Origin of the sequence: Curtobacterium sp. ME-Dv--P-122a, assembly GCF_030209645.1 — a bacterium.
GTDB lineage: Bacteria > Actinomycetota > Actinomycetes > Actinomycetales > Microbacteriaceae > Curtobacterium > Curtobacterium flaccumfaciens.
On record NZ_JARVRO010000014.1, the window covers coordinates 203,761 to 228,346 of the forward strand.

A 24,586-nucleotide genomic window follows, 5' to 3' on the forward strand; every position below is an offset into this window, starting at 1 on the left:
GAGCCGCGTGCTCCGGGGCCTGTGCCGCTCGGGGGTGTGGGGTCGGTCATCGGGGGTCCTTCCCGCTGTCGGGGTCGTCGGTGCGGATCGGCTGCCCGAGGATGTTGCGCTTGGGACGCCGGGGCTTCGTGGGGGCCGGCGTCGGCTGGGTCCGGACGGTGCGCAGGCCGTTGATCGAGGTGGCGTTCTCCCAGCCCTCTGGCATGATCATCGCCATCGCCGGCAGGGTGATGCCGAGTTCGTCGACGGCGTGCTTCAGGCGGGTGCGGAGCTCCCGGCCGACGACGTCGAGCTCGGACGCGCGGGTCTTCACGACCAGGCGGAAGACCATGCCGGCGTCGGTGATCGACTGCAGGCCCCAGATCTCGGGCTTCTCGACGATCCGCTGCCGCCAGCGGGACTCCTGCGACATCGTGACGGCGGCCTTGAGCAGTGCGTCCTGCACGGCGTCGATGTCGGTGTCGTAGGGCACGGTGATGTCCACGAGCACGCGCGACCAGCCCTGCGACAGGTTGCCGACGCGCAGGATCTGGCCGTTCGGGACGAACCACAGGATCCCGTTCACGTCGCGGATCTGCATGACGCGCAGCCCGACGTTCTCGACGACACCGGTGGCCTGCCCGGTGTCGACGACGTCACCGACGCCGGCCTGGTCCTCGAGGATCATGAAGATGCCGGACAGCAGGTCCTTCACGATGGACTGGGCGCCGACGGCGAGGCCGGCTGCGACGAGGGACGCGCCACCGACGATGCCGACCGCGGCGTTCGGGAGGACCTGCGGGATGATCACGGCCAGGGCGATGATGACGACTGCGACGGTCGCCAGGTTCTCGAGCACGCTGCCGAGCGTCCGGGTCCGCTGCACCACCCGCGCGGTCTGCACGGGCGACGCGATGAGGGCCTGCGTGTCGGCGGCCCCCTGACGCTTCTTGACGCCGTTCACGATCCGGTCGACGACCTGCTTGATCGTGCGCCGCAGGATCAGCCGGACGACGATGGCGACGAGCACGGTCACCACGATGACGATCGGCACACGCCAGACGGTGACGAACTCGGTGAAGGAGCTCGACATCCACTTGGACGCGTCGTCGGTCGAAGCAGCGAGGAAGATCATCCGGACGATCGTAAAGGGCGGGGCCTCGGCGTCCCTGGAGGAACACCAAGACCCCGCCGGATCAGAGCAGGGGTCAGGCGTCGGCGGCCTGGACCCGGAGCGCGCGCTCGGTGCCCGCGAGGCTCTCGGACACGATGCGGCGCAGCGCCGGCGTCTCCGGGTGCTCCTCGAGCCACGCGGCGGCGGCGTCGCGGAGCTCGGCCGACGCGAGCGGCGCCGGGTAGAGGCCCGAGACGATGGTGTCCGCCATGTGGTAGCTGCGCTCGGCCCAGATGCGCGTGAGCACCTCGAAGTACTTCGGCACGAGGCCCTCGAGCAGCACCGGGCTGTTCACGTGCTGGAACCCGACCGTGGTCTGGCGCACGATCGCGTTCGGCAGCTCGGACGAGTCGACCAGCGACGAGAACGCCGCCAGCTTGCCCTCGGCCGTGGGGATCGTCGCCCGGGCGCGTGCCGCGGCCTGCTCACCCGACGCGGTCTTGTCCGCGGCGAGCTCGGCGTCGATCTCGGCGTTGTCCGCGGCACCCGCGAGCACGAGGCCCTCGAGCAGCTCCCAGCGCAGGTCGGTGTCGATCTCGAGGCCCTGCAGCGTGACCGATCCGTCGCGGAGGCCCTGCAGGGTCGCGACGTGCTCGGGCGTGGACGGGACCTGCGCGAAGAACTTCACGAACTGGAACTGCGCGTCCGAACCGGCCTCGGCCGAGGACGCGAGCTGCCAGAGGGTGTCGCCGACGGTGCGGACCGTGGCCTCGACCGAGCCCGGTGCCACGTAGTTGCGTGCGGTGAGCAGCAGCTGCGAGAGCGTCGTCCGGATGGTCGTCGACTCGGTCTCGGTCGCGATGTTGCCGAGCACCAGGCGGACGTAATCGCTGGCCGGGGACTCGGCGTCGCGCGTGGCGTCCCACACGGAACCCCAGACGATCGAACGGGCGAGCGGGTTCGCGATCGACGCGAGGTGCTCGATCGCGGTGCGCCGGGAGTGCTCGTCGAGACGGATCTTGGCGTAGGCCAGGTCGTCGTCGTTCAGGAGCACGAGGTCGCCGCGCTGGACGCCGACGAGCTCGGGCACCTCGGTGCGGGCACCGTCGACGTCGATCTCGACGCGGTGGACCCGCTCGAGCTTGCCCCCGGCGGACGCCGTGTCGGCGCCGAACGGCGCGGACTCGTCGTTCCGGAAGGCGTACACGCCGATCGCCAGACGGTGCGGGCGCAGCGTCGGGTAGTCGGCGGGGGCTTCCTGCAGGACGGTGAACGACGTGATGACACCGGACTCGTCGGTCTCGATCTCGGGGCGCAGGGTGTTGACGCCCGCGGTCTCGAGCCAGAGCTTCGACCACTCGGTCAGCTCACGGCCGCTCGTCGCCTCGAGCTCGACGAGCAGGTCGCGGAGCTCGGTGTTCGAGTGGTGGTGCTTCTTGAAGTAGGCGGAGACACCCGCGAAGAACGCGTCGATGCCGACCCAGGCGACGAGCTGCTTGAGGACCGAGCCGCCCTTCGCGTAGGTGATGCCGTCGAAGTTGACCTGGACGTCCTCGAGGTCGTTGATCGTCGCGACGATCGGGTGCGTCGAGGGGAGCTGGTCCTGGCGGTAGGCCCAGGACTTCTCCATCGCCTGGAACGTGGTCCAGGCCTCGGTCCACTCGGTGGCCTCGGCCGTAGCGATCGTGGAGGCCCACTCGGCGAACGACTCGTTGAGCCACAGGTCGTTCCACCACTTCATGGTGACCAGGTCGCCGAACCACATGTGGGCGAGCTCGTGCAGGATCGTGACGACCCGGCGCTCCTTGATGGCGTCGGTGACCTTCGACCGGAACACGTAGGTCTCGGTGAAGGTGACCGCACCGGCGTTCTCCATCGCACCGGCGTTGAACTCCGGCACGAACAGCTGGTCGTACTTGTCGAAGGGGTAGGCGACGTCGAACTTCTCCTCGAAGTACGCGAAGCCCTTCTTCGTGATGTCGAACACGTACTCGGGGTCGAGGTACGAGGCGAGCGACTTGCGCGCGAACACACCGAGCGGGATCGTCCGGCCGTCGCGGCTGGTCAGCTCGTCGCGCACGACCTCGTACGGGCCGGCGACGAGCGCGGTGATGTAGCTCGAGATGCGCGCGGTGGGCGGGAAGGCCCAGGTCGCGACGTCGCCGTCGACGTGCGGCTCCGGCGTGGGGGAGTTCGAGACGACCTGCCACCGCGACGGCGCCGTCACGGTGAAGGAGAACTCGGCCTTCAGGTCGGGCTGCTCGAACACCGCGAACATGCGGCGGGAGTCCGGGACCTCGAACTGGGAGTACAGGTACACCTCGTCGTCCACCGGGTCGACGAAGCGGTGCAGGCCTTCACCGGTGTTCGTGTACAGCGCGTCGCTGACGACCACGAGCTCGTTCTGCTCCTGCAGGTCGTCGAGCTGGATGCGCACGCCGTCGTTCACCGCGGCGACGTCGAGCGCCGTGCCGTTCAGGGTGATCGAGTGCACGGTGTTCGTGATGGCGTCGATGAAGGTCGATGCGCCGGCGGTGGCGGTGAAGCGCACCCGCGTGGTGCTGCCGAAGCTGTCGGCGCCGCGGGTCAGGTCGAGCTCGACGTCGTACGTCTGCACGGCGACGACGGCCGCGCGCTCCTGGGCTTCGATTCGGGTGAGGTTCTCTCCGGGCACGCAACGCTCCATCTTCGCTGGGGACGCGGACGATCGGTGTCCGCGTACGGGGCCCCGGACGGCGTCGTGCGCCGGCGGGACGATGGGTTCCAGCCTAGCGACGCCGCGTACGCTCGGATCGTGACCGAGACGACTGTGGACAACCCGACCGACCCCACCACCGAGCGCACCGCCGTGGAGTTCTGGTTCGACCCGAACTGCCCCTGGGGCTGGATGACGAGCCGCTGGGTGGGTGAGGTCGCCGAGCACCGCGACCTCGACGTGACCTGGAACGTGATGAGCCTGTTCGTCCTCAACGAGGACCAGGACGTGCCGGAGAGCTACAAGGAGCGCCTGCACGCCGGCCAGGTCTACCCGCGCATCGTCACGGCGGCGCGGCTCCGGCTCGGGCAGGACGTCGTGAAGCCGCTGTACGACGCCCTCGGCGAGCACATCCACCACCGCCAGGAGTCCGACCCGGAGCAGGTCGTCCCCGCCGTGCTCGCGGAGCTCGGCCTCGACGCCGACCTGCTCGAGTACGCCTGGACGGACGAGGTCGACGCCGCCGTGCGCGCCAGCCACCAGGACGGCATCGACCGCGTCGGACAGGACGTCGGCACGCCGGTCATCGCCGTCGAGGGAACCGCGTTCTTCGGACCGGTCATCTCCCCGGCGCCCAAGGGCCAGGAGGCGCTCGACCTGTGGGACGGCGTCGTCGCCGTCGCGAAGTACCCCGGGTTCTTCGAGCTCAAGCGCTCGCGCACGGTCGGCCCGATCTTCGACACCACCGACTGACGCTCCGGAACCAGGTTCCGGACACAGCACCGCGGGATCGCGTGGTTCCGTGTCCGGAACCAGGTTCCGTTCGTCGACGGGCGGCCGGGAGGCCCGTGGTGCGCCCGCCCCGCCCGTCGCGTCAGACGAGCGGCAGGCGCATGAGCGTCAGGTCGAGCCAGCGGTCGAACTTGCGTCCGACCTCGGGCACGACCGCGACCGTGGTGAACCCCAGGCGTTCGTGCAGGGCGATCGACCCCGTGTTGGTGCTGCAGATCCCGGCCATCATGACGTGCCGCCCCTCGGCGGTGGCCCGCGCGACCAACTCGGCCATCAGGGTCGTCGCGATGCCCCGGCCGCGGAACGCCTCGACCACGTAGACGCTGTGCTCGACGGTGTGCCGGTACCCCTGGTGCGGCCGCCACTGGGAGTACGTGGCGTAGCCGGCCACGGTGCCGTCGACCTCGGCCACGACCACCGGGTACCCGCCGCCCTGCCGCTCGGTGAGCCACCCGTCGAAGTACGCACGCGGGTGCGGGGTGTCCTGCCAGATGGCGGTGGAGTGCAGGACCGATTCGACGTGCAGGGCGTGCACGACGTCGAGGTCGGTCGGGGAGCAGTCGCGGATCACGACCCCGTTCGTCGCATATGCTGTCGTCATGTCTCACATCGTAGACGACGCGCACGCCGATCCCGCAACCGGCGCCGACGACACCTCGGTCGCCGAGCAGCGGGCGCTCGGCGAACGCCTCCAGCGCCTCCGCACCGAGCGCAGGTGGAGCCTCACCGAGCTCGCCGAGGAGTCCGGCGTCTCCCGCGCGATGATCAACCGGGTCGAACGCGGGGTCTCGAGCCCCACCGCGACGATCCTCGGTCGCCTGTCGGGTGCCTTCGGTCTGACGATCTCGCAGCTCCTCGACGATGCCCTGGAGCACGAGGTGCCCAGGGTGACGGACCCCGACGAGGCGCGCGGGGTCCAGCGCGGCGCGACCGCCGATTCCTGGACCGATCCCGACACCGGGTACCGCCGCCGTCCGGTCTCGAGCGCGGCGTTCCCCGCTGACGTCACCGAGGTGCGCCTCCCGGCCGGCCGCGAAGTGGCCTACCCGGCGTCCGCCTACGCGTTCCTGCGGCACTGCATCTGGGTCGTCGACGGCGTGCTCGAGGTCGTCGTCGGCGGCGAGCCGACGCGCCTGGCGGCGGGGGACCGGATCGAGCTCGGCGACCCCGCCGACGTCGTCTACCGCAACCCGGGCGAGGACCCCACCCGGTACCTCGTCGTGGTGGTCCGCGCGCCGTAGTCCGTGGTGGTCCGGCCCCCGGAGCCGCAGGAATAGGATCGGTTCCATGCGCATCCACCTCGGAACGGACCACGCCGGCCTCGAGTTCAACAAGACCCTCGCAACCCACCTGACCGAAGCCGGGCACGAGGTGGTGGACCACGGTCCGACCGAGTACGACGCGCTCGACGACTACCCCTCGTTCTGCATCAACGCCGCGCACGCCGTGGTGCAGGACCAGCGCGCCGGAGTCCAGGCCCTCGGCGTCGTCTTCGGCGGTTCCGGCAACGGTGAGCAGATCGCCGCCAACAAGGTCGAGGGCATCCGCGCCGCGCTCGTGTGGAACGAGTCGACCGCCCTGCTCGCCCGTCAGCACAACGACGCCAACGTCATCTCCATCGGTGCGCGCCAGCACACCGAGGACGAGGCGATCCGGTTCGTCGACCTGTTCATCGCCGAGCCGTTCTCGGGCGAGGAGCGCCACGCCCGCCGCATCGCCCAGCTGGCCGAGTACGAGACCACCGGGCTGATCGCCGGCCGCCAGATCGACCAGTAGGACAGCGACCCAGCGGCCCAGCAACACCGAGTAGACAAGACCAATGCCCGAGGGTCACTCCGTCCACCGCATCGCCAACCAGTTCACCCGGCACTTCGTCGGCAAGCGCTGCGAGGTGTCGAGCCCCCAGGGTCGCTTCGCCGCCGGGGCCGCGCAGCTCGACGGCAAGCGCATGATCGCCGCGCGTGCGGTGGCGAAGCAGATGTTCCTGGAGTTCGAGGGCGACCTGTTCCTCCGCGTCCACCTCGGCCTGTACGGGGCCTGGGACTTCGCGGGTGTGATCTCCACCGCCGAGGCACTGTCCGACGACGACGACCGCGAAGAGTCGCTCAGCTCGATCGGCGCACCGCGGCTCGCCCGCTACCGGATGGCCGAGCAGGAGAAGGCGGAGGACCCGATCGAGTCCTTCCCGCCGGACCCGGTGGGCCAGGTCCGGGTGCGGATCCTCACCGAGGACACCGTCGCCGACCTGCGCGGCCCGACCGCGTGCGTCGTGGAGACCCCGGCCGAGGTGCAGCGTGCCCTCGACAAGCTCGGCCCCGACCCGATGAACGACGACGGGCCCGAGGCCGAGAAGACCTTCGTCGACAACGTCCGCCGTCGGAACGTCGCCATCGGGCAGCTGCTCATGGACCAGTCCGTCGTGGCCGGCATCGGCAACATCTACCGCGCCGAACTGCTGTTCCGGCAGCGCATCGACCCGTACAAGCCGGGCAAGAAGATCACCGTCAAGCAGGCCAAGGCGCTCTGGGCCGACTGGTCGAAGCTGCTGCACGACGGCGTCCGCGACGGCCTGATGATGACGATGGACGACCTGTCCGAGGCCGACCACAAGAAGGCCCTGCGCTCCCGCAAGGACCGCCACTGGGTGTACCACCGGCAGGGCGAGCCGTGCCGCGTCTGCGGCACCGAGATCCGGATGGCGGACATGGCCGGCCGGAAGCTCTACTGGTGCCCGAAGGACCAGAAGTAGTCCACGGGGCACGGGCACGCCCGCCCGCTCACAGCTCCCGGTAGGTGAACCGTCCGGCGACGGCCGTCCCGAGCACCCGCATGCCGCGCAGTGCGGCGGACGAGGACGCCAGCGGGTCGGACTCGACGAGCACCAGGTCCGCGACGTCGCCGACGGACACCCCGACGCGCCCGTCGGTCGACCCCTGCCAGGCGACGAGTGCCGAGAGCCGTTCGGCCGGGTGCCACGGGTCCCGCCCGTCGCGGTCCCGACCGACGGCCGCCGCCATCGACACCCACGGGTCGAGCGGCGCCACCGGAGCGTCCGAGCCGAGCAGCAGGCGCGCTCCGGCCCGTGCGAGCGACGCGAAGGCGAATGCCCGGTCGGTGTGCCCGGCCCAGTGCCGGTCGGCGATGTCCCGGTCGTCCATGGCGTGCTCGGGCTGCACGGACGCGGCGACCCCGAGCCGGGCGAACCGGTCGACGTCGGTGTCGACGAGCAACTGCGCGTGCTCGATCGTGCCGCGGGCCCCGACGGTCTCGAAGACGTCGAGCGCCAGCGTGTTCGCCCGGTCGCCGATCGCGTGGATCGCGGGGACGAGTCCGGCGTCGACGGCACGGCGGGTGATCGCGACGAGGTCCTCGAACGGCCAGGCGAGCACACCGGAGCCGTCGGTCATGGCGGCGGTCCGGGTGCCGAGGGACCCGTCCGTGACCACCTTGAACGGTCCCATCGTGAGCAAGCCCCGCGTGCCGTCGACCACGTCGCCGGTGCGCAGCCCCCGGCCGATGGCCTCGTCGAGCTCGGCCGGGTACACCCCGGACGCGACCCGGATCGCGTCGGTGCCGGCGTGGATCCGGCGGCGCCAGCGGTCGAGTCCGAAGCGCATCTCGAGGTCGACCACGCCCGTCACCCCGCGGGCGGCCGCGGCCTCGGCAGCGTCCGCCACGTAGGCGTCGAGCAGGTCGTCCGGCACCTGCGACAGCGCTCCGGTCACGTCGAACGCGTCCTGCTCGCGCAGGACCCCGTCCTCGCCCGCCTCGAGCGGGCGGCCGACAGCAGCCGAGAAGTGCGCGAGCGCGAGCGCGTTGCACCACACGGCGTGCAGGTCCGCGCTGATGACGACGACCGGGAGGCCCGGGGCGGCACGGTCGAGCAGCTCGCGTCGCGCAGGGCGCGGCCACATCCCGTCGCGGTAGCCGTGTCCGACCAGGACGCGGTCCGTCACGCCCGCCCGCGCGACGGCGGCGAGCAGGTCGGCGGTCGCCTCGGGGGAGTCGCAGCCGGTGACGTCGACACGACGGCGGACGAGTGCCCACTGGTCGAAGTGCGTGTGGTGGTCGCGCAGGCCCGGACCGAGCCAGGCACCGGCGGCCTCGACCACGTCGGTGTCGACGCTCGTGGGGTCGAGGGTGCCGGTCGGTGCGATCTCGGTGACGCGCCCGTCGACGATGCGGACGTCGGCAGGGGCTCCGGAGGTGCCCACCCTGCGGACGGTGCGGAGCAGGGTCTCCGTCACGACGCCTCCAGGCCGTTCGCCGGGGACGGGACGGGCCGGACCCGCTCGACCTCGTCGGCGAGCGCCGGCGACGCGTAGGGGCCGTCACCCCGCAGCCCGGCGACGATGCGGTCGATCACCTCGGGGGCCTTGTTCTGCGACAGCTTGGCGCGGGCGTCGAACCGGGTGACGCGGATCCGGATGCCCACGGTGCCCTTGGCGATCCGGCGGGCGGTCTCCTCGTCGATCTGCAACGACACGGGCGACGGCATGACGTGCTCGAAGTGGTCGACGAGTTCGCCGAGGACCCGGAAGTTCTCGTCATCGGAGAGGATCTCGGGGGTGCCCCAGACGTGGGCGGTGACGTGGTTCCAGGTGGGCACGAACTGCTCCGGCGGGTACCAGGCGGGGGAGACGTAGCCGTGCGGGCCCTGTAACACGACGAGGACCTCGTGCTGTCCGAGTTCGTGCGCGACCTCGTCGGGGCGGCCGACGTGGGAGACCAGGACGAGGGCGTCCGGGTCGTCGTCGGGGCCGGGGGTCTCGAGCAGCACCGGGTAGTGCGAGGCGACCAGTCCGGCCGCGGTGTGGGACACGATCGTCGCCCACGGGTTCCCGGTGATGAGGCGTCGGACCTCGTCGACGTCGGTCATCAGGAAGTGCGGTGTGTGGCGCATGTTCCGAGCGTGGCACAACGGGCCCGGTCGCGCGACGGGTGTCGTTTCGTCAGTGTTTCTGCGCGGTAAAACTCTCAGAGCGCATTGAAAGAAGTCTTGTGGTCGGGATTCGAACCGTCCTAGCTTTCCCACCACGACGACCGGGCAGGGATCCGGCCGCACCCGATCGAGGAGAGATCATGCGACGCAGGACGATCGCCGCGCTGGCCGCGACGGCAACCTTGGCACTGGTGGCGACCGGCTGTTCGGCGGGCGGCGCGGCCGACGACGACGCTCCCTCGAGCCTGGTCTACGCGACCGGCGAACCCGACCACCTGACCCCGGGGCGGCAGACCGTGGCCTTCGACCAGGTGATGAGCGTCTTCGCGCCGCTCACCCAGACCGACGCCGACGGTGACCTGCAGGACGTGGCGGCGAAGAGCGTCGAGAGCGACGACGCCACCACGTGGACGATCACGCTGCGGGACGGCTGGACGTTCCAGAACGGCGAGGCCGTCACACCGGAGAGCTACGTGAAGGCCTGGAACCACGTCGCCTACGGCCCGAACGCGTGGGAGAACAGCGGGCAGCTCGCCGGGATCGTCGGGTACACCGACCTCAACCCGGCGAAGGGCACCCCGAAGACCAAGGAGATGTCGGGACTCAAGGTCACCGGCAAGGACACCTTCACGGTCACGCTCACCCACGCGGACAGCCAGTTCCCCCTGCAGCTCAGCCAGGCCCAGACGGCGTTCTACCCGATGCCCGAGGCCGCGTACGACGACCTGAAGGCGTACGACAAGAAGCCGATCGGCAACGGCCCGTACGAGATGACGAAGGCGTGGAAGGCGGACCAGGAGTTCACCGTCACGGCCTGGAAGGACTACGAGGGCACGAAGCCCGCCACCGACGAGGTGACCTTCCGCAGCTACTCCGACATGAACACCGCGTACACCGACGTCCTGGCCGGCAACGCCGACGTGCTGTTCCTGCCGACCGACAAGATGACGAGCGCGAAGGCCGACTTCGGCGACCGCCTGCACTCCTTCGACGCCCCCGGCATCGACTACCTCGGGTTCCCGCTGTGGGACGACCGGTACTCCGACCCCGACGTGCGCCGCGCGATCTCGATGTCGATCGACCGTGACGAGGTCAACGACGCGATCTACGGCGGCCTGTACGACCCGGCCACCGCACTCACCCCGCCGTCGATGTCCGGCACCGAGGAGGGCATCTGCGGCGACGCCTGCGAGTTCGACCCGGCAGCGGCGAAGAAGCTCCTCGCCAGTGCCGGCGGGTTCGACGGCACCATGACGCTCGTCTACCCGGGCGGCACCGGCCTCGACTCCCTGTACGAGGCGTACGCCAACCAGATCCGGCAGAACCTGGGCGTCGACGCCGAGGCGAAGGCCACCACCGACTGGGCGTCCTACTACTCGGAGCTCACCGACAAGACCGTCGCCGGCCCGCACTTCGGCCACTGGGGCGCGCTGTACATCAGCCAGCAGAACACGCTCCGTGCGCTGTTCACCACGGCCGGCGGCTGCTCCCCGTGCACCGGCTACTACCAGTCCGACGACGTCGACTCGCTGCTCGCGAAGGCCGACTCCGCCGGGTCCCAGGACGAGGCGAACGGGTACTACACGAAGACGCAGGAGGCGGTCCTGCAGGACTTCCCGATCGTCCCGACCTTCTTCGACAAGTACTCGTACGTCACGAGCGACAAGATCGCGAAGCTGCCGGCGGTGGCGGGCAGCCCCGTGATCGCGCAGATCGCCGTGAAGTAGGGCGGGGCATGGAGCAGCACACCGTCCTCGACCTGGTCCGCGACGTCCCCGACCGCGACGGCTTCCCGCTCGTCGACGACCTGCACGCCCGGTTCGCCGCGCTCGCCGCGGCGCACCCCGACCGGGTCACGGTCACCCGGATCGGCACGAGCCGCCTCGGCGAACCCCTGCACAGCTACCGCATCGGCACCGGGTCGCACGCGGCCGTCGTGGTCGGCGGGGTGCACCCGAACGAGCCGATCGGTTCGTGGACGGCGCTGCACCTCGCCGAGACGGCCCTCGGTGACGAGCGGGTGCAGGCCCTCGACGTCACCTGGCACATCGTCCCGACGATCGACCCGGACGGCATGCGGCTCAACGAGGCGTGGTTCCACGACCCGCACGACCGCGTGTTCTACTCGCGGCACTTCTACCGGCCGGCCCCGGACAGCCAGGTCGAGTGGACGTTCCCGAACAGCTACAAGTCGGTGTACTTCGACCAGGTGCTGCCCGAGACGCTCGCGTTCATGCGACTCATCGACGACACCGAGCCGGACCTGCTCGTGAGCCTGCACAACGGTGAGATGGGCGGGGTCTACTACTACCTGTCCGAGGACCTGCCCGCCGTCGTCGACACCCTGCACGCGGTGCCGGCCGCACTCGGGCTGCCGCTCGACACCGGGGAGCCGGAGTCCCCGTACCTGCGGGAGCTCGCCCCGGCGGTGTTCGCGATGGACGGGATCGAGACGGCGTACGCCTACCTCGAGGAGCTCGGTGTCGACCCCGGCGAGCACATCCACGGTGGGTCGAGCGCGGCGTGGGCGATGCGGCACGGGGCCCTCTGCATGGTGGCCGAGCTGCCGTACTGGAGCCACCTCGACGCCGACGACCAGACCCCGACCGACGAGTCGTACGCCGACCTGCTCCGTCGGTGCGCGGACGACCTCGGTGCCTCGGGCGCGGAGCTGCAGGCGTTCCTCGACGAGGCGTCGCCGATGCTCTCGATCCCGTCCCCGTTCGTCGAGGCCTCCCGTGCGTTCGTCCCGATGCTCGCCGGGATCGCGGACACCGACCGCCGCCGAGCCGAACGGGAACCGGCCGACCGGACGGCCACCGTCGCGGAGCGCTTCGGCTGCGAGGACCTCGTCCGCTGCTTCCGCCTGCGCTACGGCGGCATGCTCCTGCGTGCCGTCGAGGCGGAGACGACCGCCGGCACGGCGTCCGCGCCGCTCCGCCGGCTCCGCGACCGCCTGGCCGAGCGCTACGCGCGCTGGCAGGCGGACGCGTCGACGGGTGCGCAGCCGATCCCGGTGGGGAAGCTCGTGGGCGTGCAGTACGGGGCGATCCTCGCCTGCGCGGCGCACGTGGCGGACCCGACCCGCGCCTCCCGACCGTCACTGGTCACCACGGGACGGGCGGGAGGCGCGTGATGCGTCCGACGCTCGCCGTCGGTCGACGACTCGGCGGCCTGGTCATCGTGTTCCTCGGGGTGACCTTCCTCATCTACGCGATGACGTTCGCGCTGCCCGGCGACCCGATCAAGGCGCTCGGCGGCGAGCGCCCCCTGACCGACTCGGTCGTGCGGGCGCTGCGGGCCGAGTACCACCTGGACCAGCCGCTGTGGCTGCAGTACGTGCAGTACCTGGGCGGCCTGTTCCGGGGTGACTTCGGCACCGACTTCAACGGGCAGTCCGTCGGCGAGCAGATGGCCTCGCGGTGGCCGGTGACGATCACGCTGGCGATCAGCGCGTGGGCGCTCGAGATCGTCCTCGGCATCGGGCTCGGCGTGGTCTCGGCGCTCAAGCGCGGCACCGTGCTCGACAAGACGGTGCTCGTCGGCACCATCGTCGTCGGCGCGGTCCCCGTGTTCGTGCTCGGCGTGGCCCTGCAGCTGGTGTTCTCGGTGCGGCTGCACTGGTTCCCGGTCGCGGGCGTCACCGCCGGGTGGCCGACCGCGTACGTCCTGCCGGCGTTCGTGATCGCCCTGTTCGGCCTGGCCGCGGTGTCCCGGCTCACCCGGACGTCGATGATCGAGACGCTCGACGCCGACTACGTCCGGACGGCCCGTGCCAAGGGGCTCGCGCCGGGCCGGATCGTCGGCGTGCACGTGCTGCGGAACTCGCTCATCCCCACCGCCACCTACCTGGCGACCGACCTCGGGTACCTGATGGGCGGCACCGTCATCATCGAGGGCATCTTCAACCTGCCGGGCGTCGGGAACCTGCTGTTCCAGGGCATCCGCTCGCACGAGGGCGCCGTCGTCGTCGGCATCTCGACCGCCCTCATCCTGGTGTTCCTCGTCACGAGCGTGCTCGTCGACCTGCTGCACGCCGCCCTCGACCCGCGCGTCCGGACAGGAGCCTCCCGATGACCACCGAAGCCCTCGGCGCCACCGTCGAACCCGTCGTCGGGGTCCGGCGTCGGCCACTGCTCGCCGCCGCACGGACGCCGGGGTTCTGGGTGCCCGCGTCGGTGCTCGTGGTGGTCCTGCTCATCGCGGCGTTCCCGCAGCTGTTCGCCGGCCTGTTCGGCCACGGCGACCCCCGGGTGTGCGACCTCGGCCGGAGCGGGGCGTCAGCGACCGCCGGGCACCCGTTCGGCTTCGACCTGCAGGGCTGCGACGTGTACGCGAACGTCGTCTGGGGCACCCGGTCGTCGATCGCCGTCGCGGTGCTCACGACCCTGCTCGCCGGCATGGTCGCGGTCGTCGTCGGGACCGTCGCGGGCATGGTCGGCGGGTGGGTCGACGCCGTCCTCGCCCGGCTCACCGACGTGTTCCTCGGGTTCCCGTTCCTGCTCGGCGCCGTCGTCGTGCTGAACAGCGTGGGGGAGCGGTCGGTGCTCACCGTGTCGCTCGTGCTCGCCCTGTTCGGGTGGCCGACGATGGCCCGGCTCGTGCGGTCGAGCGTCCGCAGCGTCCGGGGCGCCGAGTTCGTGCTCGCCGCCCGGACCATGGGGCTATCGACGTGGCGGATCACCACCCGGTACGTGTTGCCGTCGTCGATCTCGCCACTGCTCGTGCTCGCCACCATCACCGTCGGCGGGGTCATCGTGTCCGAGTCGTCGCTGACCTACCTCGGCATCGGGCTGGAGCGTCCGGCGATCTCGTGGGGGCTGCAGCTGTCCGCGGCGACGTCGCAGTTCCTCCGGGCCCCGCACATGCTCATCGCCCCGGCGGCGTTCCTCGCCGTGACCGTGCTCGCCGTCATCGCGCTCGGCGACACGCTGCGCGCCGCGCTCGACCCACGTCGGCGCTGACCGGCACGGCACACGCCGCGTCGCGGCGGGCACCGTCGCGACGGACGCGCCAGACTCGAACCACCGCCCTTCGAAAGGACCACCGTGACCGACACCCTCTCCGCGTACCGGAAGACCCTGCCCTACATCCGCGAGTGGGTGTCGTACAAGGTGTGGCAGCTGCGGGTGCCCGGCGTGCAGGTCGCCGTCGGGTACGGCGGCGAGGTCCTGTTCGACGAGGCCTGGGGCTACGCCGACGTCGAGGCCGGGCGCCGCCTGACCACCACCGACCTGTTCCGCATCGCCTCGCACTCGAAGACCTTCACCGCGACGGCCCTGCTGCAGCTCGCCGAGCGCGGGTCGCTCCGGCTCGACGACACCGTCGGCACGTACGTCCCGGCCCTGGTCGACGGCGGCTCCCCGCTCGCCGACGCCACCCTGCGCGAGCTCATGGAGATGGGCGCCGGCGTCATCCGCGACGGACACGACGGCGACTACTGGTCCCTGCTCCGTCCGTTCCCCGACGAGCAGGAACTCCTGGCGCTCGTGCTCGACCGCGGCCAGAAGGTGCCGACCGGCTCGTCGTTCAACTACTCGAACCTCGGCTACTCCCTGCTCGGCCTGGTCATCGCCGCGGTCTCCGGGCAGTCGTACAACGACTTCGTGCGCGAGTCGATCACCGAACCCCTGGGCTTGCGGAACACCGGCCCCGACTGGGACCCCGCACGCGCCGACGACTTCGTGGTCGGGTACACCGGCTTCCACACCGCCCGGCACCGGCAGCGCATCGACCACGTCGACACCCGCGCGATGGCCGCCGCCACCGGCTTCCACGGCACCGCGTCCGACCTGGTCCGCTACTTCTCGCAGCACGTCATCGGGCAGGGCACCCTGCTCGACGACCACTCCAAGCGCCTCGCGCAGCGGAAGGCCTGGAGCGCCACCGACGACCCCGCGGCCCGCGGCTACGGTGCCGGGTTCATCGTCGACCGGATCGGCGGACGGGAGATCCGCGGCCACTCGGGCGGGTTCCCCGGCCACATCACCCAGTCGATGTTCGACCCGGCGTCCGGGCTCGTCGTGTCCGTGCTCACGAGTGCCGCCGCCGGACCCGCCACGCTCATCGCCACCGCGGTCATCGCCATGCTCGACGCCGCGGCCGACGCCGACGCCCCGGGGACCCCGGTACCCGACGACGTCGACACCGCCGCCTTCACCGGACGCTTCGCCAACCCGTGGGGCGTCACCGACGTCGCCCGGATCGGTGACCGGCTGGTCGAGGTCGACCCGTCCGGCCCCGAGCCGATGGACACCCCCACCCGGCTCGAGATCGTCGACGCCGACACCCTGCGGATGACCCACGGCAACCGCTTCGGCTCCGTCGACGAGGACATCACCTACACCCGCGACGAGGACGGCACCGTGCGGGCGATCCGTGGCGGCGGCGGCATGTCGCAGGAGCCGTGGTCGATCCCGGACGAGCGACCCGAGGTGGCCGCCGGGCTGGCCTCGTGACCGACGACCGGGGCACCGACGGTACCGACGGCACCGACGGCGCCGGCACCGACGCCGACGACGACCGGCTGCTCGGACCGGAGCGCCAGGCGTTCGTCGAGGAGTTCGCCCTGATGCTCAACGACGGCGCGGGCATGCCCCTCACCGACGCCCGGGTGCTCGGCTACCTGATGATGACCCGCGCGCCGCACTCGTCGTCGTCCGACCTGCAGGCTGCGCTCGGCGCCAGCTCGGGGTCGGTGTCGATGGCCACCCGGCGGCTCGTCGACTCCGGGTTCGTGAAGCGCCACATCGTCCCCGGCGAGCGCAGTCACTACTTCCGCGCCGAAGCCGACGTCTGGGGCTCCTGGCTCGCCAGCGAACGGAAGTACCTCGACCGGCAGCGCGACATCATCGGCCGCGGGCTCGCCGTCGTCGAGGGTGCCGGCCGCACCGGCACGGGCGACGTGGACGCCGAGGTCCGCGAGCGTCTGCTCAACGGCCGCGACTACATGCAGTGGCTGCAGGGCTACCACCGCAAGATGCTCGAGGAGTGGGAGGCCTTCAAGGCCGCCCGCGACGACACCGACCCTCCGGAGACCCCATGAGCGGCACCACCGACGTCCTGACCGTCGAGCACCTCACCGTCACCTTCGACGTCGACGGCGAGGTCGTCCGCGCCGTCGACGACGCCTCGTTCACCGTGGCCCGGGGCGAGGTCGTCGCGGTCGTGGGGGAGTCCGGATCCGGCAAGAGCATGACCGCGATGACCGCGATGGGCATCGCCCCCGACGGTGCGCGCGCCTCGGGGAGCATCCGGCTCGGCGACCTCGAGGTCATCGGCACCGACGAGCGCACCCTCCGGTCGGTCCGGGGCCGCAGCGTGTCGATGATCTTCCAGGACCCGTCCGCGGCGCTGAACCCGGTGTTCACGATCGGGTTCCAGCTCGCCGAGGCCGTCCGACGCACCGACGGCCAGCACGACCGCGCCGCCGTCCGGGAACGCTCGCTCGAGCTGCTCCGCGCCGTGGAGGTCCCCGAACCCGAACGCCGCCTGGGCCAGTACCCGCACGAGCTCTCCGGTGGGCAGGCCCAGCGCGTGATGATCGCGATGGCGCTCGCCGCCGACCCGGACCTGCTCATCGCGGACGAGCCGACGACCGCCCTCGACGTCACGGTGCAGGCCGAGGTGCTCGACGTCCTCCGCGCGCTGCGCGAGCGCACCGGCACCGCGATCCTGCTCATCACCCATGACATGGGCGTCGTCGCGGACCTCGCCGACCGCGTGGTCGTGATGCGCCGCGGCCGCGTCGTCGAGACCGGCACCGCCGAGGCGGTCTTCGCCGCTCCGTCCGCCGACTACACGCGCGAACTCCTCGCTGCGGTCCCGCGGATGGGCACCGGGTCCGGTCTGGAGGCCCGGCTCGGCTCCGCCACGGCGCCCCCGGCCGCCGTCCTGGACGTCCGGCACCTCGTGGTCGAGTACGGCGGCGCCCTGCGCGGGCGCTTCCGTGCCGTCGACGACGTGTCGTTCACCGTCGGCCGTGGCGAGATCGTCGGCCTGGTGGGGGAGTCCGGCAGCGGCAAGACCACCATCGGCCGGGCCGCGGTGGGCCTCGCGCCGATCACCTCCGGCTCGGTGGTCGTCGACGGCACCGACGTCGCCGGCGCACGACGAGCCGCCCGCCGCCAGATGCGCCAGCACGTCGGCGTGGTGTTCCAGAACCCGCTCCGGTCGCTCAACCCCCGGTACACCGTCGGGCAGACCGTCGCGGAGCCGCTCCGTCAGATCCTCCGGCTGCCAGCGGTGCAGGTCGAGGAGCGTGTCGAGCGACTCCTCGCCGACGTCGGTCTCGACGGCGGGTACGCCGAGCGCTACCCGCACGAACTCTCCGGGGGCCAACGGCAACGCGTCGCGATCGCCCGCGCGGTGGCCCTCGACCCCGCGCTCCTGATCGCCGACGAGCCGACGAGCGCGCTCGACGTGTCGGTGCAGGCCCGCGTGCTCGACGTGTTCCGCGAGCTGCAGGAACGCCTCGGGTTCGCGTGCCTGTTCGTCACGCACGACCTCGCCGTGGTCGACACCCTGTGCGACCGGGTCGTCGTGCTGCACGGCGGCCGGGTCGCCGAACACGGCACCCGCGACGCCATCCTGCGCTCGCCGCAGGACCCGTACACACGACGGCTCATCCAGGCCGCCCCGGTGCCGGACCCCGCGGAGCAGGCATGCCGACGCTCCGAGCGCCTGGCGGCCCGCGCGGGCTGAGCCGGAGCCGGAGTGCGCGTCCGCTCCCGCTGCTCCGACCGGCGAGGGACGGGCGTTCGTGTCCGCGCGATGACGGTTCCGGTTCGCGCCGCCCGGGGATCGTGCACCAGAACCGTCAACGACGTGGGAACGCGTCCCCGCCCGCCCCGCCGCCCGCCGACGACACGCCCGTCCGACGCGAGGTCGTCGTCCAGACGGCGCGGTCGACTTGACTGTCGTTCGAACACACGTTCGAATACCGTCGTGGGACGGCGTCGCGAGAACCGGTGGCAGCCCCCGGAACACCCGGAGGTCGAGCGTCCGCGCGCGTACTCCCTGTCCGAGGACGCCCGCGGCGGCGACGTCTGCCACGCCGTCACCCCGAAGCCGGTCTGGGCGTGGATCCAGTTCCCGACCTTCCACGTCCGGGTGAAGGCCTTCGCGAAGAGCTGGACCCGCGACGCCGTACTGGTGGAGTGGGCGCAGTTCGGGCAGCAGGCCGAGGCGTGGGTGTGGCGTTCCGCGGTGAAGCACCGCACGCTCCGTGCCGACCGGGACAGCGCGAACCGGAGTCCGCAGAACGCACTGCGTTGACTTCCACCCGCACTCCGAGGATGGTTTAGCGAACGCGGGTTCAGCAAGTAACTCACTGATCGAGGCATTCGATCCGGACCCGTGCTCACGAAGGAGGCACCATGAAGAACGCAGCGGTGCCGTCCTGGGTCGCCCACGTGCTCACCCCGCCCGAGGTCATCAGCGCCTACGTCGAGCGTCGGATCAACGATCCGGCCCTCCTGTCGGGTGAGCAGTCGGAACCCACGTACGCAGACTTCCTGCGCGACGAGTAGACGGTCTTCTCAGGAGGCCCGGATCACGCACCGCCGTCGGCGGACGTGATCCGGGCCTCCTCTTCGTTCACCCCACCGGTCCGCCGCGTCGGCGACGGGCCGACAGCGTCACGCCGACGCTCGCGGCGGTGACGCACGCCAGGGCGACCGTCTCGAGCACCGAGAGCCCTTCGGCCAGCACGACGAGGCCGGCCAGGGCGGCGATCGCCGGGCCGAGGCTCTGCAGCACCCCGAACACCCGCGTCGGCATCCGGCGGAGCGCGAGCATCTCGAGGGCGTACGGCAGCACGCTGGACAGCACGGCGACGGCGCCGAAGACGATCAGGAGCGTCGGTTCGCGCAGGACGCCGTCGACCGCGGACCGGAGCCCGAACGGCAACGACACGAGCATCGCGACCACCATCGACACGACGAGCCCGTCGACGCCGGGGATCGCGGCGCCGACGTGCCGGTTCATCACGATGTAGCCCGCCCAGCACGCGGCGGCGAGGACCGCCCAGACGACCCCGCCCACCTCGGTCACCGCGGTCGGGCCGACGCCGAGCAGCACGACCCCCGCGAGCGCCAGCACGGCCCACAGGGCATCGCGCCAGCGCCGGGTGTGCACGAGCGACAGGGCGAGCGGCCCGAGGAACTCGATCGTCACGGCGACACCGATCGGGATGCTCGCGAACGACAGGTAGATGAAGACGTTCATGCCGCCGAGCGCCAGGCCGAGGCCGACCGCACCGAGCCACTGCGCTCGCGTCCAGTGCCGGACGCGGGGACGGACCACCAGGGCGAGCACGACGGCACCGATGACGAGCCGGAGCGTGGCGGCCCCGACCGCACCGACGTCGTCGAAGTGGGTCTTCGCGATCGCGGCGCCGAGCTGGACGGACACCATCGCGGTGAGGGCCAGCAGGGGTGCGGGGACCCGGTTCATCCTCGGGCTCGGCTCATCCGAGGTAGGCGAGGACGGCGAGGACGCGGCGGTGGTCCTCTCCGGTGTCCTCGAGCGCGAGCTTGCCGAAGATGCTCGACACGTGCTTCTCGACGGCACCGGTGCCGATCACCAGGGCGCGGGCGATCGCCGCGTTCGTGCGGCCCTCGGCCATCAGTCCGAGCACGTCACGCTCGCGCGGGGTCAGGGCCGCGAGCGGGTCGCGGCGGCGGCTCATCAGCTGCGTGACGACCTCGGGGTCGAGCACGGTGCCGCCGGCGGCGATGCGGCGGACGGCGTCGTCGATCTCCTCGAGCCGGGTGACGCGGTCCTTGAGCAGGTAGCCGATGCCGGTCGCGCCGGCGGCCAGGACGTCTTCGGCGTAGGTGGCCTCGACGTACTGGGAGAGCAGGAGCACGCCCGTCCGTGGAGCGATCCGGCGGGTCTCGACGGCGGCGCGGACGCCCTCGTCGGTGAAGGTCGGCGGCATCCGCACGTCCATCACCACGACGTCGGGCGCACCCTCGGGCAGCGTCGCCAGGAAGGCCCGGGCGTCGGAGTACTGCCCGACGACGTCGATGCCGGCCTCGTCGAGCACGCGGGCCAGGCCCTCGCGCAGCAGGACGGCGTCGTCGACGACGACGGCCCGGATGCGTGCTGCATCCGGGCCGTCTGTCATGCCGACCAGCCTAGTGGGAGCGCGGGCGCCCCCGTGGGGTCACGACCGCTGGTTCGCCGCCGTCGGGACGCCGTTCAGGGCACCGAGGGGGATCCGGGCGGTGGCCTCGGTCGGGCCACCCTCGGGGCTCGAGACGACCAGGTCGCCGTCGAGGGCCCGCATGCGGCCGATCAGGCCCTCGATCCCGTGGCCCTGCTGCGGTCGGGCACCGCCCCGGCCGTCGTCGGTGACGCTGACTGTCAGGTACCAGAGGCCCGAGGCGTCGACGACCAGGCCGAGGTACACCCCGGCGGTGGTGGCGCCGGCGTGCTTCATGGTGTTCGTCAGGAGTTCGCTCACCGTGAAGTACACGTTGCGCTGGATCTCCGTGGCGAGCTCCAGGCCCTCGGGCAGCCGGACGTCCAGACCCACCGGGATCGGGGTGCGGGCGACCAGCGCCTCGAGCGCCGCGACGAGTCCGCGGTCGAGCAGGATCGGCGGGGCGAAGCCGCGTGACAGGGCGCGCAGTTCGTCGAGGGCGTCCTGGGCGTGCTCGGATGCCTCACCGATGAGCTGCTTGGCCTTCTCGGGGTCCTTCTCGAAGGCGCGCTCGGCGGCGGACAGGTCCATGCGGAGTCGCACCAGCCGCTGCTGCGGGCCGTCGTGCAGGTCGCGCTCGATCTGGCGGAGTGCCTGCCCCTCGGCGGTGACGGCACCGGCACGGGAGGCCTGCAGTCCGGCGACGCGCTGCTCGAGCTGCTCGGCACGGAAGCCACCCAGCAAGCCGAAGTCGACCCAGTAGTGCGCCAGGACGGAGCCGCGGGCCCAGAGCGGGAAGAGCACGACCGAGGCGGTCATCGACAGCAGCCCGAGGGCGCCGACGCCGGTCACGAACCCGACGCTGTCCGGGAAGTAGCCGACCCGGACGTTGCTCGCGAAGTACAGTCCGCCCACGACGATCGGCCAGGCGAAGCCGACGAGCAGCAGCGCACCGGTCCCGACGGTCACGACCGCGACGAGCGGGTACACGACCGCGGCGTGCAGCAGGTAGAGCCAGTAGTGCGGGTTGGCGACGGCCGACCCCGTGCGGGTCCACCAGTTCTGCTGCCACCGGGGCGTCCAGTCCACCGGGCGGATCGGGCGTCGGTCGGCCCAGCTCATGCGGAGCTTCTCGAACTGTCCGAGCCACCGCGCCACGAACAGCGCGATGAAGAACATGAGCAGGACGAAGGGGTTGAAGAGGTCGCGGAACCCGCCACCGAAGATCGCCGTCGGGAACGCGAAGTACAGCGTGCAGAGCAGCACGGCGGTGAGCGCCATGTAGCCGAAGTCCCGCGGCAGGCGCTTCCACGCGTCGCGGTAGAACTGCCCGGCGGTCATGCCGGACCCGCGACCGGAACCACCGACCGGACCGGACCCGACCCGCGGGGTGGCGCTCCACGACGCCGGCGGGGACTGCCGGTCGTCCTGGGGGTCCTGCTGGTGCTGGCGCGGGTACTGGGGCATCGGCTTGGTGGCTCCAGGGGGCACGGAGCCGCCCAGCGGGACGGTCTGGGCCTGGTCGGGCGAAGGCGTGACGTCGTCCAGCGGGACGGTTCGCGCCTGGTCGAGGCGGTCGGTGTCGGTCATGCATCCAGCCTCGCGATCGCGGAGCCGTTCCCCCATCCTGCCCTCTCCCCACCCCGGGTGGGGTTATCCCCCCTCTTCCACAGGCCACCCGATCGACGCCCACGCGTGCTGCCCATGGATCACGCTCGTCGGATGGGTGACGCGCTCCGAGCACTGATCGACGCCGTCGGGCTCCAGGTGGGGCCGGGCACCGAGGTCCGGTCCGACGACGAGGCGTGGACGCTCGACGTCGAACCGACGGGCACCCACGTCTGGGTGGCGACGCGGTCCCGCTCCGTGTGGGTCCGGCACGGAGACGACATCGCGATCGTCGACGCCGGCACCGCTGCCCTCGTCGAAGGGCACGCGACGATCACGATCAGCACGGCCCCCGAGCGCTCCGGCCCGCCCCGCGTCGCAGAGACGTACGCGTTCCCGCACGAGGCACTCTTCGCGCTGACCGGTGTCCTCGTCGGAGCCGCAACGCTCGGCCCGCTCGCCGACGAGGTCCTCGCGCTCCCACCCCTCGCGAGCACCGGCCCACCCGGTGCGCCCTCGCCCGGCGTCGGCGTCGCGCTCCGCCACGTCGGACACCTCGACGGCGGGAGGTGGCACGGCGCGCAGCAGCAGGCCCTCGCCCGGCTCGTCGTCACGACGGTGCTCCGCGACAACCCACCCCCGATGCTCGGCGACAACGGTCTCGCGCGGATCCTCGACCGCCTGTTCGATCCGGCCGGTCCGTCGTCTCTGCAGGCCCTCCTCGTCGGTGTCCGGATGTCGGAGCGCACCCTCGAGCGCCGGTGCGTCGCAGCGACGGGTTGCTCGCCCGCGCAGCTCGGCCGCTGGTACCGCAGTCTCGCCGTCCGCAGCGCACTCACCCGAGGCGACCGCCCGTCCGACGTCGCGACCCGCTTCGGCTGCAGCACGACGTCGTCCATGCGGCGGGCCCTCGAGCGGGTCCGACCCCCGACGAACCGCCGGTGACCGTCGAGGGCGGGGGGAGGAGGTTCCGATCCGCATCGATGACGGTTCTGGTTCACGATCCTCGGGTTTCGTGAACCAGAACCGTCACGGCGCGGAGAAGACCACGTCATCCCGCGTCGGCGCAGTGCAGTGCGGTGCGTGCGCCAGATGCAGGCAGCCACGCCGCGCTTCGGGAGCGGCGGCGGGAGCGGCGGCGGGAGCGGCGGCAGCGGGAGCGGGAGTGGGGCGTCGGTGCCGACGTCCGGAGCGGGTCAGGCGGGGGCGCGGCCGGTGGACTCGCGGACGCTCAGGGTGAGCGAGGGGCCCGGGCGTGAGGGGAGCGGGGCGCTGGCGTCGATCTGCGCGCGCAGCAGGGTCGCCGCACGCTGCCCGAGCTCGACGGTGTCGCGGGTGAGCGAGGTGATCGCCGGGCGGACGAGCCGGATCATCGCCGAGTCGTCGAAGGACACGATCGAGACGTCCCCGGGCACCGCGACGCCCATCTCGCTCGCCACGCCCAGCCCGGCGACGGCGAGCACGTCGTTGTCGTAGACGATCGCGGTCGGTCGGACGCTCCGGGACAGCAGGGTTCGGGTGGCGCTCGCGCCGGCCTCGGCCGAGTAGTCCGTCGGCACCGAGACCGCGTCGTCGAGCCCCTCCTCGGCAGCGAACGCCCGCAGCCGGTCCATGCGCATGGCGGTGTGCTCGAACTCGGGCCGCCCGGCGACGTGCGCGATGCGTCGGTGCCCGAGGGCGTGCAGGTACCGCAGAACGGTGTCGGTGGCGTCCGAGTCGTCGATCCAGACCGTGGGGGCGGCACCGTCGGGGGAGGGGTGCGAGCCGACGACGACGGTCGGCATGCCGAGGTCGGCGAGCAGGGCGAGCCGGGCGTCGTCGCGACGGGGGTCGATCACGATCACGCCGTCGACACGGTGTCCGCGCCACCAGTCCCGGTAGGTCTCGAGTTCTTCCTCGGCATCACGCGCGACGAGCAGGTTCATGCCGACGTGGGTGCCGGCGAGCCCGAGCTGGATGCCGGAGATCAGGTCACCGAAGAACGACTCCGTGCCCAGGGTCCGGGCCGGGCGGTTCAGCACGAACCCGATGGAACCGGCCTTCGCGCCGCCGAGCGCCCGGGCCGCGGTGTGCGGCTGCCAGTTGAGCTCGCGGGCGATCTCGCGCACGCGGCGACGGGTCTCGTCGGAGACGCCGGGGCGGTCGTTCAACGCGAACGACACCGCGCTGATGGACACGCCGGCCCGCGCGGCGATGTCGGCGATCGTCGTTCGACGCTTGGTGGCCACGGGGTTGACTATAGCGCTTTAGTCATTCACAGTGGCTGCCACACACGGGTTCGGTGACTGCTGCTGAACCGGTTCAGCT

At 71.7% G+C, this 24,586-nt stretch carries 23 protein-coding genes; 14 read left to right on the forward strand and 9 right to left on the reverse strand.

The annotated features are described in order from the left end of the window. Nucleotides 1–46: 46 nt before the first annotated feature. Both QRN49_RS15725 and pepN read right to left on the reverse strand, forming a co-directional pair. On the reverse strand, nucleotides 47–1,114 hold the full coding sequence (locus tag QRN49_RS15725) for a mechanosensitive ion channel family protein (RefSeq protein WP_111039297.1): 1,068 nt from the start codon (nucleotides 1,112–1,114) through the stop codon (nucleotides 47–49). 73 nt (nucleotides 1,115–1,187) lie between these two features. Continuing rightward, nucleotides 1,188–3,767 (reverse strand): aminopeptidase N, encoded by a 2,580-nt coding sequence (pepN, locus tag QRN49_RS15730; protein WP_284756613.1) that lies wholly within the window; start codon nucleotides 3,765–3,767, stop codon nucleotides 1,188–1,190. A gap of 213 nt (nucleotides 3,768–3,980) precedes the next feature. Between pepN and QRN49_RS15735 the strand changes: the two genes are divergently transcribed. Further along, nucleotides 3,981–4,541 carry a mycothiol-dependent nitroreductase Rv2466c family protein gene (locus QRN49_RS15735; protein WP_244993485.1) on the forward strand — a complete coding sequence of 187 codons (561 nt, stop codon included), beginning with the start codon at nucleotides 3,981–3,983 and terminating at the stop codon, nucleotides 4,539–4,541. A 121-nt stretch (nucleotides 4,542–4,662) separates the two neighbouring features. Here QRN49_RS15735 and QRN49_RS15740 read toward each other — a convergent pair whose 3' ends face one another. Then, nucleotides 4,663–5,181 (reverse strand): GNAT family N-acetyltransferase, encoded by a 519-nt coding sequence (locus tag QRN49_RS15740; protein ID WP_259513384.1) that lies wholly within the window; start codon nucleotides 5,179–5,181, stop codon nucleotides 4,663–4,665. On the opposite strand from QRN49_RS15740, the gene QRN49_RS15745 reads away from it, so the two are divergent. Genes QRN49_RS15745 through QRN49_RS15755 form a run of 3 tightly spaced genes read left to right on the forward strand, consistent with a single transcriptional unit; the run spans nucleotide 5,180 to nucleotide 7,329 of the window. Beyond that, complete coding sequence (locus tag QRN49_RS15745) at nucleotides 5,180–5,821, forward strand: helix-turn-helix domain-containing protein (protein WP_111024194.1); 642 nt, start codon at nucleotides 5,180–5,182, stop codon at nucleotides 5,819–5,821. The two genes, QRN49_RS15740 and QRN49_RS15745, sit on opposite strands and share 2 nt — an antisense overlap. 46 nt (nucleotides 5,822–5,867) lie before the next feature. Beyond that, the gene (locus QRN49_RS15750; protein ID WP_111192012.1) at nucleotides 5,868–6,356 is read left to right on the forward strand and encodes a ribose-5-phosphate isomerase; all 489 of its coding nucleotides are present in this window, start codon (nucleotides 5,868–5,870) and stop codon (nucleotides 6,354–6,356) included. A gap of 43 nt (nucleotides 6,357–6,399) precedes the next feature. Further along, nucleotides 6,400–7,329 (forward strand): Fpg/Nei family DNA glycosylase, encoded by a 930-nt coding sequence (locus QRN49_RS15755; protein WP_071246661.1) that lies wholly within the window; start codon nucleotides 6,400–6,402, stop codon nucleotides 7,327–7,329. Between the two features lie 28 nt (nucleotides 7,330–7,357). Here the strand turns inward: QRN49_RS15755 and QRN49_RS15760 are convergent, their stop codons facing one another. Continuing rightward, nucleotides 7,358–8,827 (reverse strand): amidohydrolase, encoded by a 1,470-nt coding sequence (locus QRN49_RS15760; protein ID WP_284756614.1) that lies wholly within the window; start codon nucleotides 8,825–8,827, stop codon nucleotides 7,358–7,360. Continuing rightward, nucleotides 8,824–9,483, reverse strand: a complete 660-nt coding sequence (locus QRN49_RS15765) for an FMN-binding negative transcriptional regulator (protein WP_284756615.1) — start codon at nucleotides 9,481–9,483, stop codon at nucleotides 8,824–8,826. The genes QRN49_RS15760 and QRN49_RS15765 overlap by 4 nt, the downstream gene beginning before the upstream one ends. A gap of 179 nt (nucleotides 9,484–9,662) precedes the next feature. Between QRN49_RS15765 and QRN49_RS15770 the strand changes: the two genes are divergently transcribed. The 9 genes from QRN49_RS15770 to QRN49_RS15810 all read left to right on the forward strand — a co-directional run bounded on the left by QRN49_RS15770 (nucleotide 9,663) and on the right by QRN49_RS15810 (nucleotide 19,052). Next, nucleotides 9,663–11,249 carry a peptide ABC transporter substrate-binding protein gene (locus QRN49_RS15770; RefSeq protein WP_284756616.1) on the forward strand — a complete coding sequence of 529 codons (1,587 nt, stop codon included), beginning with the start codon at nucleotides 9,663–9,665 and terminating at the stop codon, nucleotides 11,247–11,249. An 8-nt stretch (nucleotides 11,250–11,257) separates the two neighbouring features. Beyond that, complete coding sequence (locus tag QRN49_RS15775; RefSeq protein ID WP_284756617.1) at nucleotides 11,258–12,658, forward strand: M14 family zinc carboxypeptidase; 1,401 nt, start codon at nucleotides 11,258–11,260, stop codon at nucleotides 12,656–12,658. Beyond that, nucleotides 12,658–13,599 (forward strand): ABC transporter permease, encoded by a 942-nt coding sequence (locus QRN49_RS15780; RefSeq protein ID WP_284756618.1) that lies wholly within the window; start codon nucleotides 12,658–12,660, stop codon nucleotides 13,597–13,599. The genes QRN49_RS15775 and QRN49_RS15780 overlap by 1 nt, the downstream gene beginning before the upstream one ends. After that, a complete protein-coding gene (locus tag QRN49_RS15785) occupies nucleotides 13,596–14,486 on the forward strand; it encodes an ABC transporter permease (protein WP_027464676.1) in 891 nt (296 codons plus the stop codon). The genes QRN49_RS15780 and QRN49_RS15785 overlap by 4 nt, the downstream gene beginning before the upstream one ends. Nucleotides 14,487–14,570: 84 nt before the next feature. Further along, nucleotides 14,571–15,980, forward strand: a complete 1,410-nt coding sequence (locus QRN49_RS15790) for a serine hydrolase (protein WP_284756619.1) — start codon at nucleotides 14,571–14,573, stop codon at nucleotides 15,978–15,980. Beyond that, a complete protein-coding gene (locus QRN49_RS15795; RefSeq protein ID WP_111024188.1) occupies nucleotides 15,977–16,567 on the forward strand; it encodes a GbsR/MarR family transcriptional regulator in 591 nt (196 codons plus the stop codon). Before QRN49_RS15790 ends, QRN49_RS15795 begins: the two co-directional genes overlap by 4 nt. After that, complete coding sequence (locus tag QRN49_RS15800) at nucleotides 16,564–18,225, forward strand: dipeptide ABC transporter ATP-binding protein (protein ID WP_284756620.1); 1,662 nt, start codon at nucleotides 16,564–16,566, stop codon at nucleotides 18,223–18,225. Before QRN49_RS15795 ends, QRN49_RS15800 begins: the two co-directional genes overlap by 4 nt. Nucleotides 18,226–18,468: 243 nt before the next feature. Next, nucleotides 18,469–18,798 carry a hypothetical protein gene (locus QRN49_RS15805; protein WP_035807629.1) on the forward strand — a complete coding sequence of 110 codons (330 nt, stop codon included), beginning with the start codon at nucleotides 18,469–18,471 and terminating at the stop codon, nucleotides 18,796–18,798. A gap of 101 nt (nucleotides 18,799–18,899) precedes the next feature. Further along, the gene (locus QRN49_RS15810) at nucleotides 18,900–19,052 is read left to right on the forward strand and encodes a hypothetical protein (RefSeq protein WP_017886018.1); all 153 of its coding nucleotides are present in this window, start codon (nucleotides 18,900–18,902) and stop codon (nucleotides 19,050–19,052) included. 67 nt (nucleotides 19,053–19,119) lie between these two features. On the opposite strand, the gene QRN49_RS15815 is transcribed toward QRN49_RS15810, so the two are convergent. Genes QRN49_RS15815 through QRN49_RS15825 form a run of 3 tightly spaced genes read right to left on the reverse strand, consistent with a single transcriptional unit; the run spans nucleotide 19,120 to nucleotide 22,261 of the window. Next, on the reverse strand, nucleotides 19,120–19,977 hold the full coding sequence (locus QRN49_RS15815) for an EamA family transporter (RefSeq protein ID WP_284756621.1): 858 nt from the start codon (nucleotides 19,975–19,977) through the stop codon (nucleotides 19,120–19,122). A 13-nt stretch (nucleotides 19,978–19,990) separates the two neighbouring features. Next, complete coding sequence (locus tag QRN49_RS15820) at nucleotides 19,991–20,653, reverse strand: response regulator transcription factor (protein ID WP_214561486.1); 663 nt, start codon at nucleotides 20,651–20,653, stop codon at nucleotides 19,991–19,993. Nucleotides 20,654–20,692: 39 nt separating this feature from the next. Continuing rightward, a complete protein-coding gene (locus tag QRN49_RS15825; RefSeq protein ID WP_209049551.1) occupies nucleotides 20,693–22,261 on the reverse strand; it encodes a sensor histidine kinase in 1,569 nt (522 codons plus the stop codon). A gap of 132 nt (nucleotides 22,262–22,393) precedes the next feature. Here QRN49_RS15825 and QRN49_RS15830 point away from each other — a divergent pair, with 132 nt between their 5' ends. Beyond that, nucleotides 22,394–23,224 carry a helix-turn-helix domain-containing protein gene (locus tag QRN49_RS15830; RefSeq protein WP_284756622.1) on the forward strand — a complete coding sequence of 277 codons (831 nt, stop codon included), beginning with the start codon at nucleotides 22,394–22,396 and terminating at the stop codon, nucleotides 23,222–23,224. A gap of 251 nt (nucleotides 23,225–23,475) precedes the next feature. On the opposite strand, the gene QRN49_RS15835 is transcribed toward QRN49_RS15830, so the two are convergent. Further along, a complete protein-coding gene (locus QRN49_RS15835; RefSeq protein WP_284756623.1) occupies nucleotides 23,476–24,507 on the reverse strand; it encodes a LacI family DNA-binding transcriptional regulator in 1,032 nt (343 codons plus the stop codon). Nucleotides 24,508–24,586: the final 79 nt, after the last annotated feature.

Bases quoted from the DNA above. Each gene is read 5' to 3' on its own strand.
- QRN49_RS15785 (WP_027464676.1), top strand. From the start codon at position 13,596: ATGACCACCGAAGCCCTCGGCGCCACCGTCGAACCCGTCGTCGGGGTC.
- QRN49_RS15780 (WP_284756618.1), top strand. From the start codon at position 12,658: ATGCGTCCGACGCTCGCCGTCGGTCGACGACTCGGCGGCCTGGTCATC.
- QRN49_RS15765 (WP_284756615.1), bottom strand. From the start codon at position 9,483: ATGCGCCACACACCGCACTTCCTGATGACCGACGTCGACGAGGTCCGA.
- QRN49_RS15800 (WP_284756620.1), top strand. From the start codon at position 16,564: ATGAGCGGCACCACCGACGTCCTGACCGTCGAGCACCTCACCGTCACC.
- QRN49_RS15745 (WP_111024194.1), top strand. From the start codon at position 5,180: ATGTCTCACATCGTAGACGACGCGCACGCCGATCCCGCAACCGGCGCC.
- QRN49_RS15725 (WP_111039297.1), bottom strand. From the start codon at position 1,114: ATGATCTTCCTCGCTGCTTCGACCGACGACGCGTCCAAGTGGATGTCG.
- QRN49_RS15810 (WP_017886018.1), top strand. From the start codon at position 18,900: ATGAAGAACGCAGCGGTGCCGTCCTGGGTCGCCCACGTGCTCACCCCG.
- QRN49_RS15750 (WP_111192012.1), top strand. From the start codon at position 5,868: ATGCGCATCCACCTCGGAACGGACCACGCCGGCCTCGAGTTCAACAAG.
- QRN49_RS15830 (WP_284756622.1), top strand. From the start codon at position 22,394: ATGGGTGACGCGCTCCGAGCACTGATCGACGCCGTCGGGCTCCAGGTG.
- QRN49_RS15740 (WP_259513384.1), bottom strand. From the start codon at position 5,181: ATGACGACAGCATATGCGACGAACGGGGTCGTGATCCGCGACTGCTCC.
- QRN49_RS15775 (WP_284756617.1), top strand. From the start codon at position 11,258: ATGGAGCAGCACACCGTCCTCGACCTGGTCCGCGACGTCCCCGACCGC.
- QRN49_RS15735 (WP_244993485.1), top strand. From the start codon at position 3,981: ATGACGAGCCGCTGGGTGGGTGAGGTCGCCGAGCACCGCGACCTCGAC.
- QRN49_RS15815 (WP_284756621.1), bottom strand. From the start codon at position 19,977: ATGAACCGGGTCCCCGCACCCCTGCTGGCCCTCACCGCGATGGTGTCC.
- QRN49_RS15770 (WP_284756616.1), top strand. From the start codon at position 9,663: ATGCGACGCAGGACGATCGCCGCGCTGGCCGCGACGGCAACCTTGGCA.
- QRN49_RS15825 (WP_209049551.1), bottom strand. From the start codon at position 22,261: ATGACCGACACCGACCGCCTCGACCAGGCGCGAACCGTCCCGCTGGAC.
- QRN49_RS15755 (WP_071246661.1), top strand. From the start codon at position 6,400: ATGCCCGAGGGTCACTCCGTCCACCGCATCGCCAACCAGTTCACCCGG.
- QRN49_RS15820 (WP_214561486.1), bottom strand. From the start codon at position 20,653: ATGACAGACGGCCCGGATGCAGCACGCATCCGGGCCGTCGTCGTCGAC.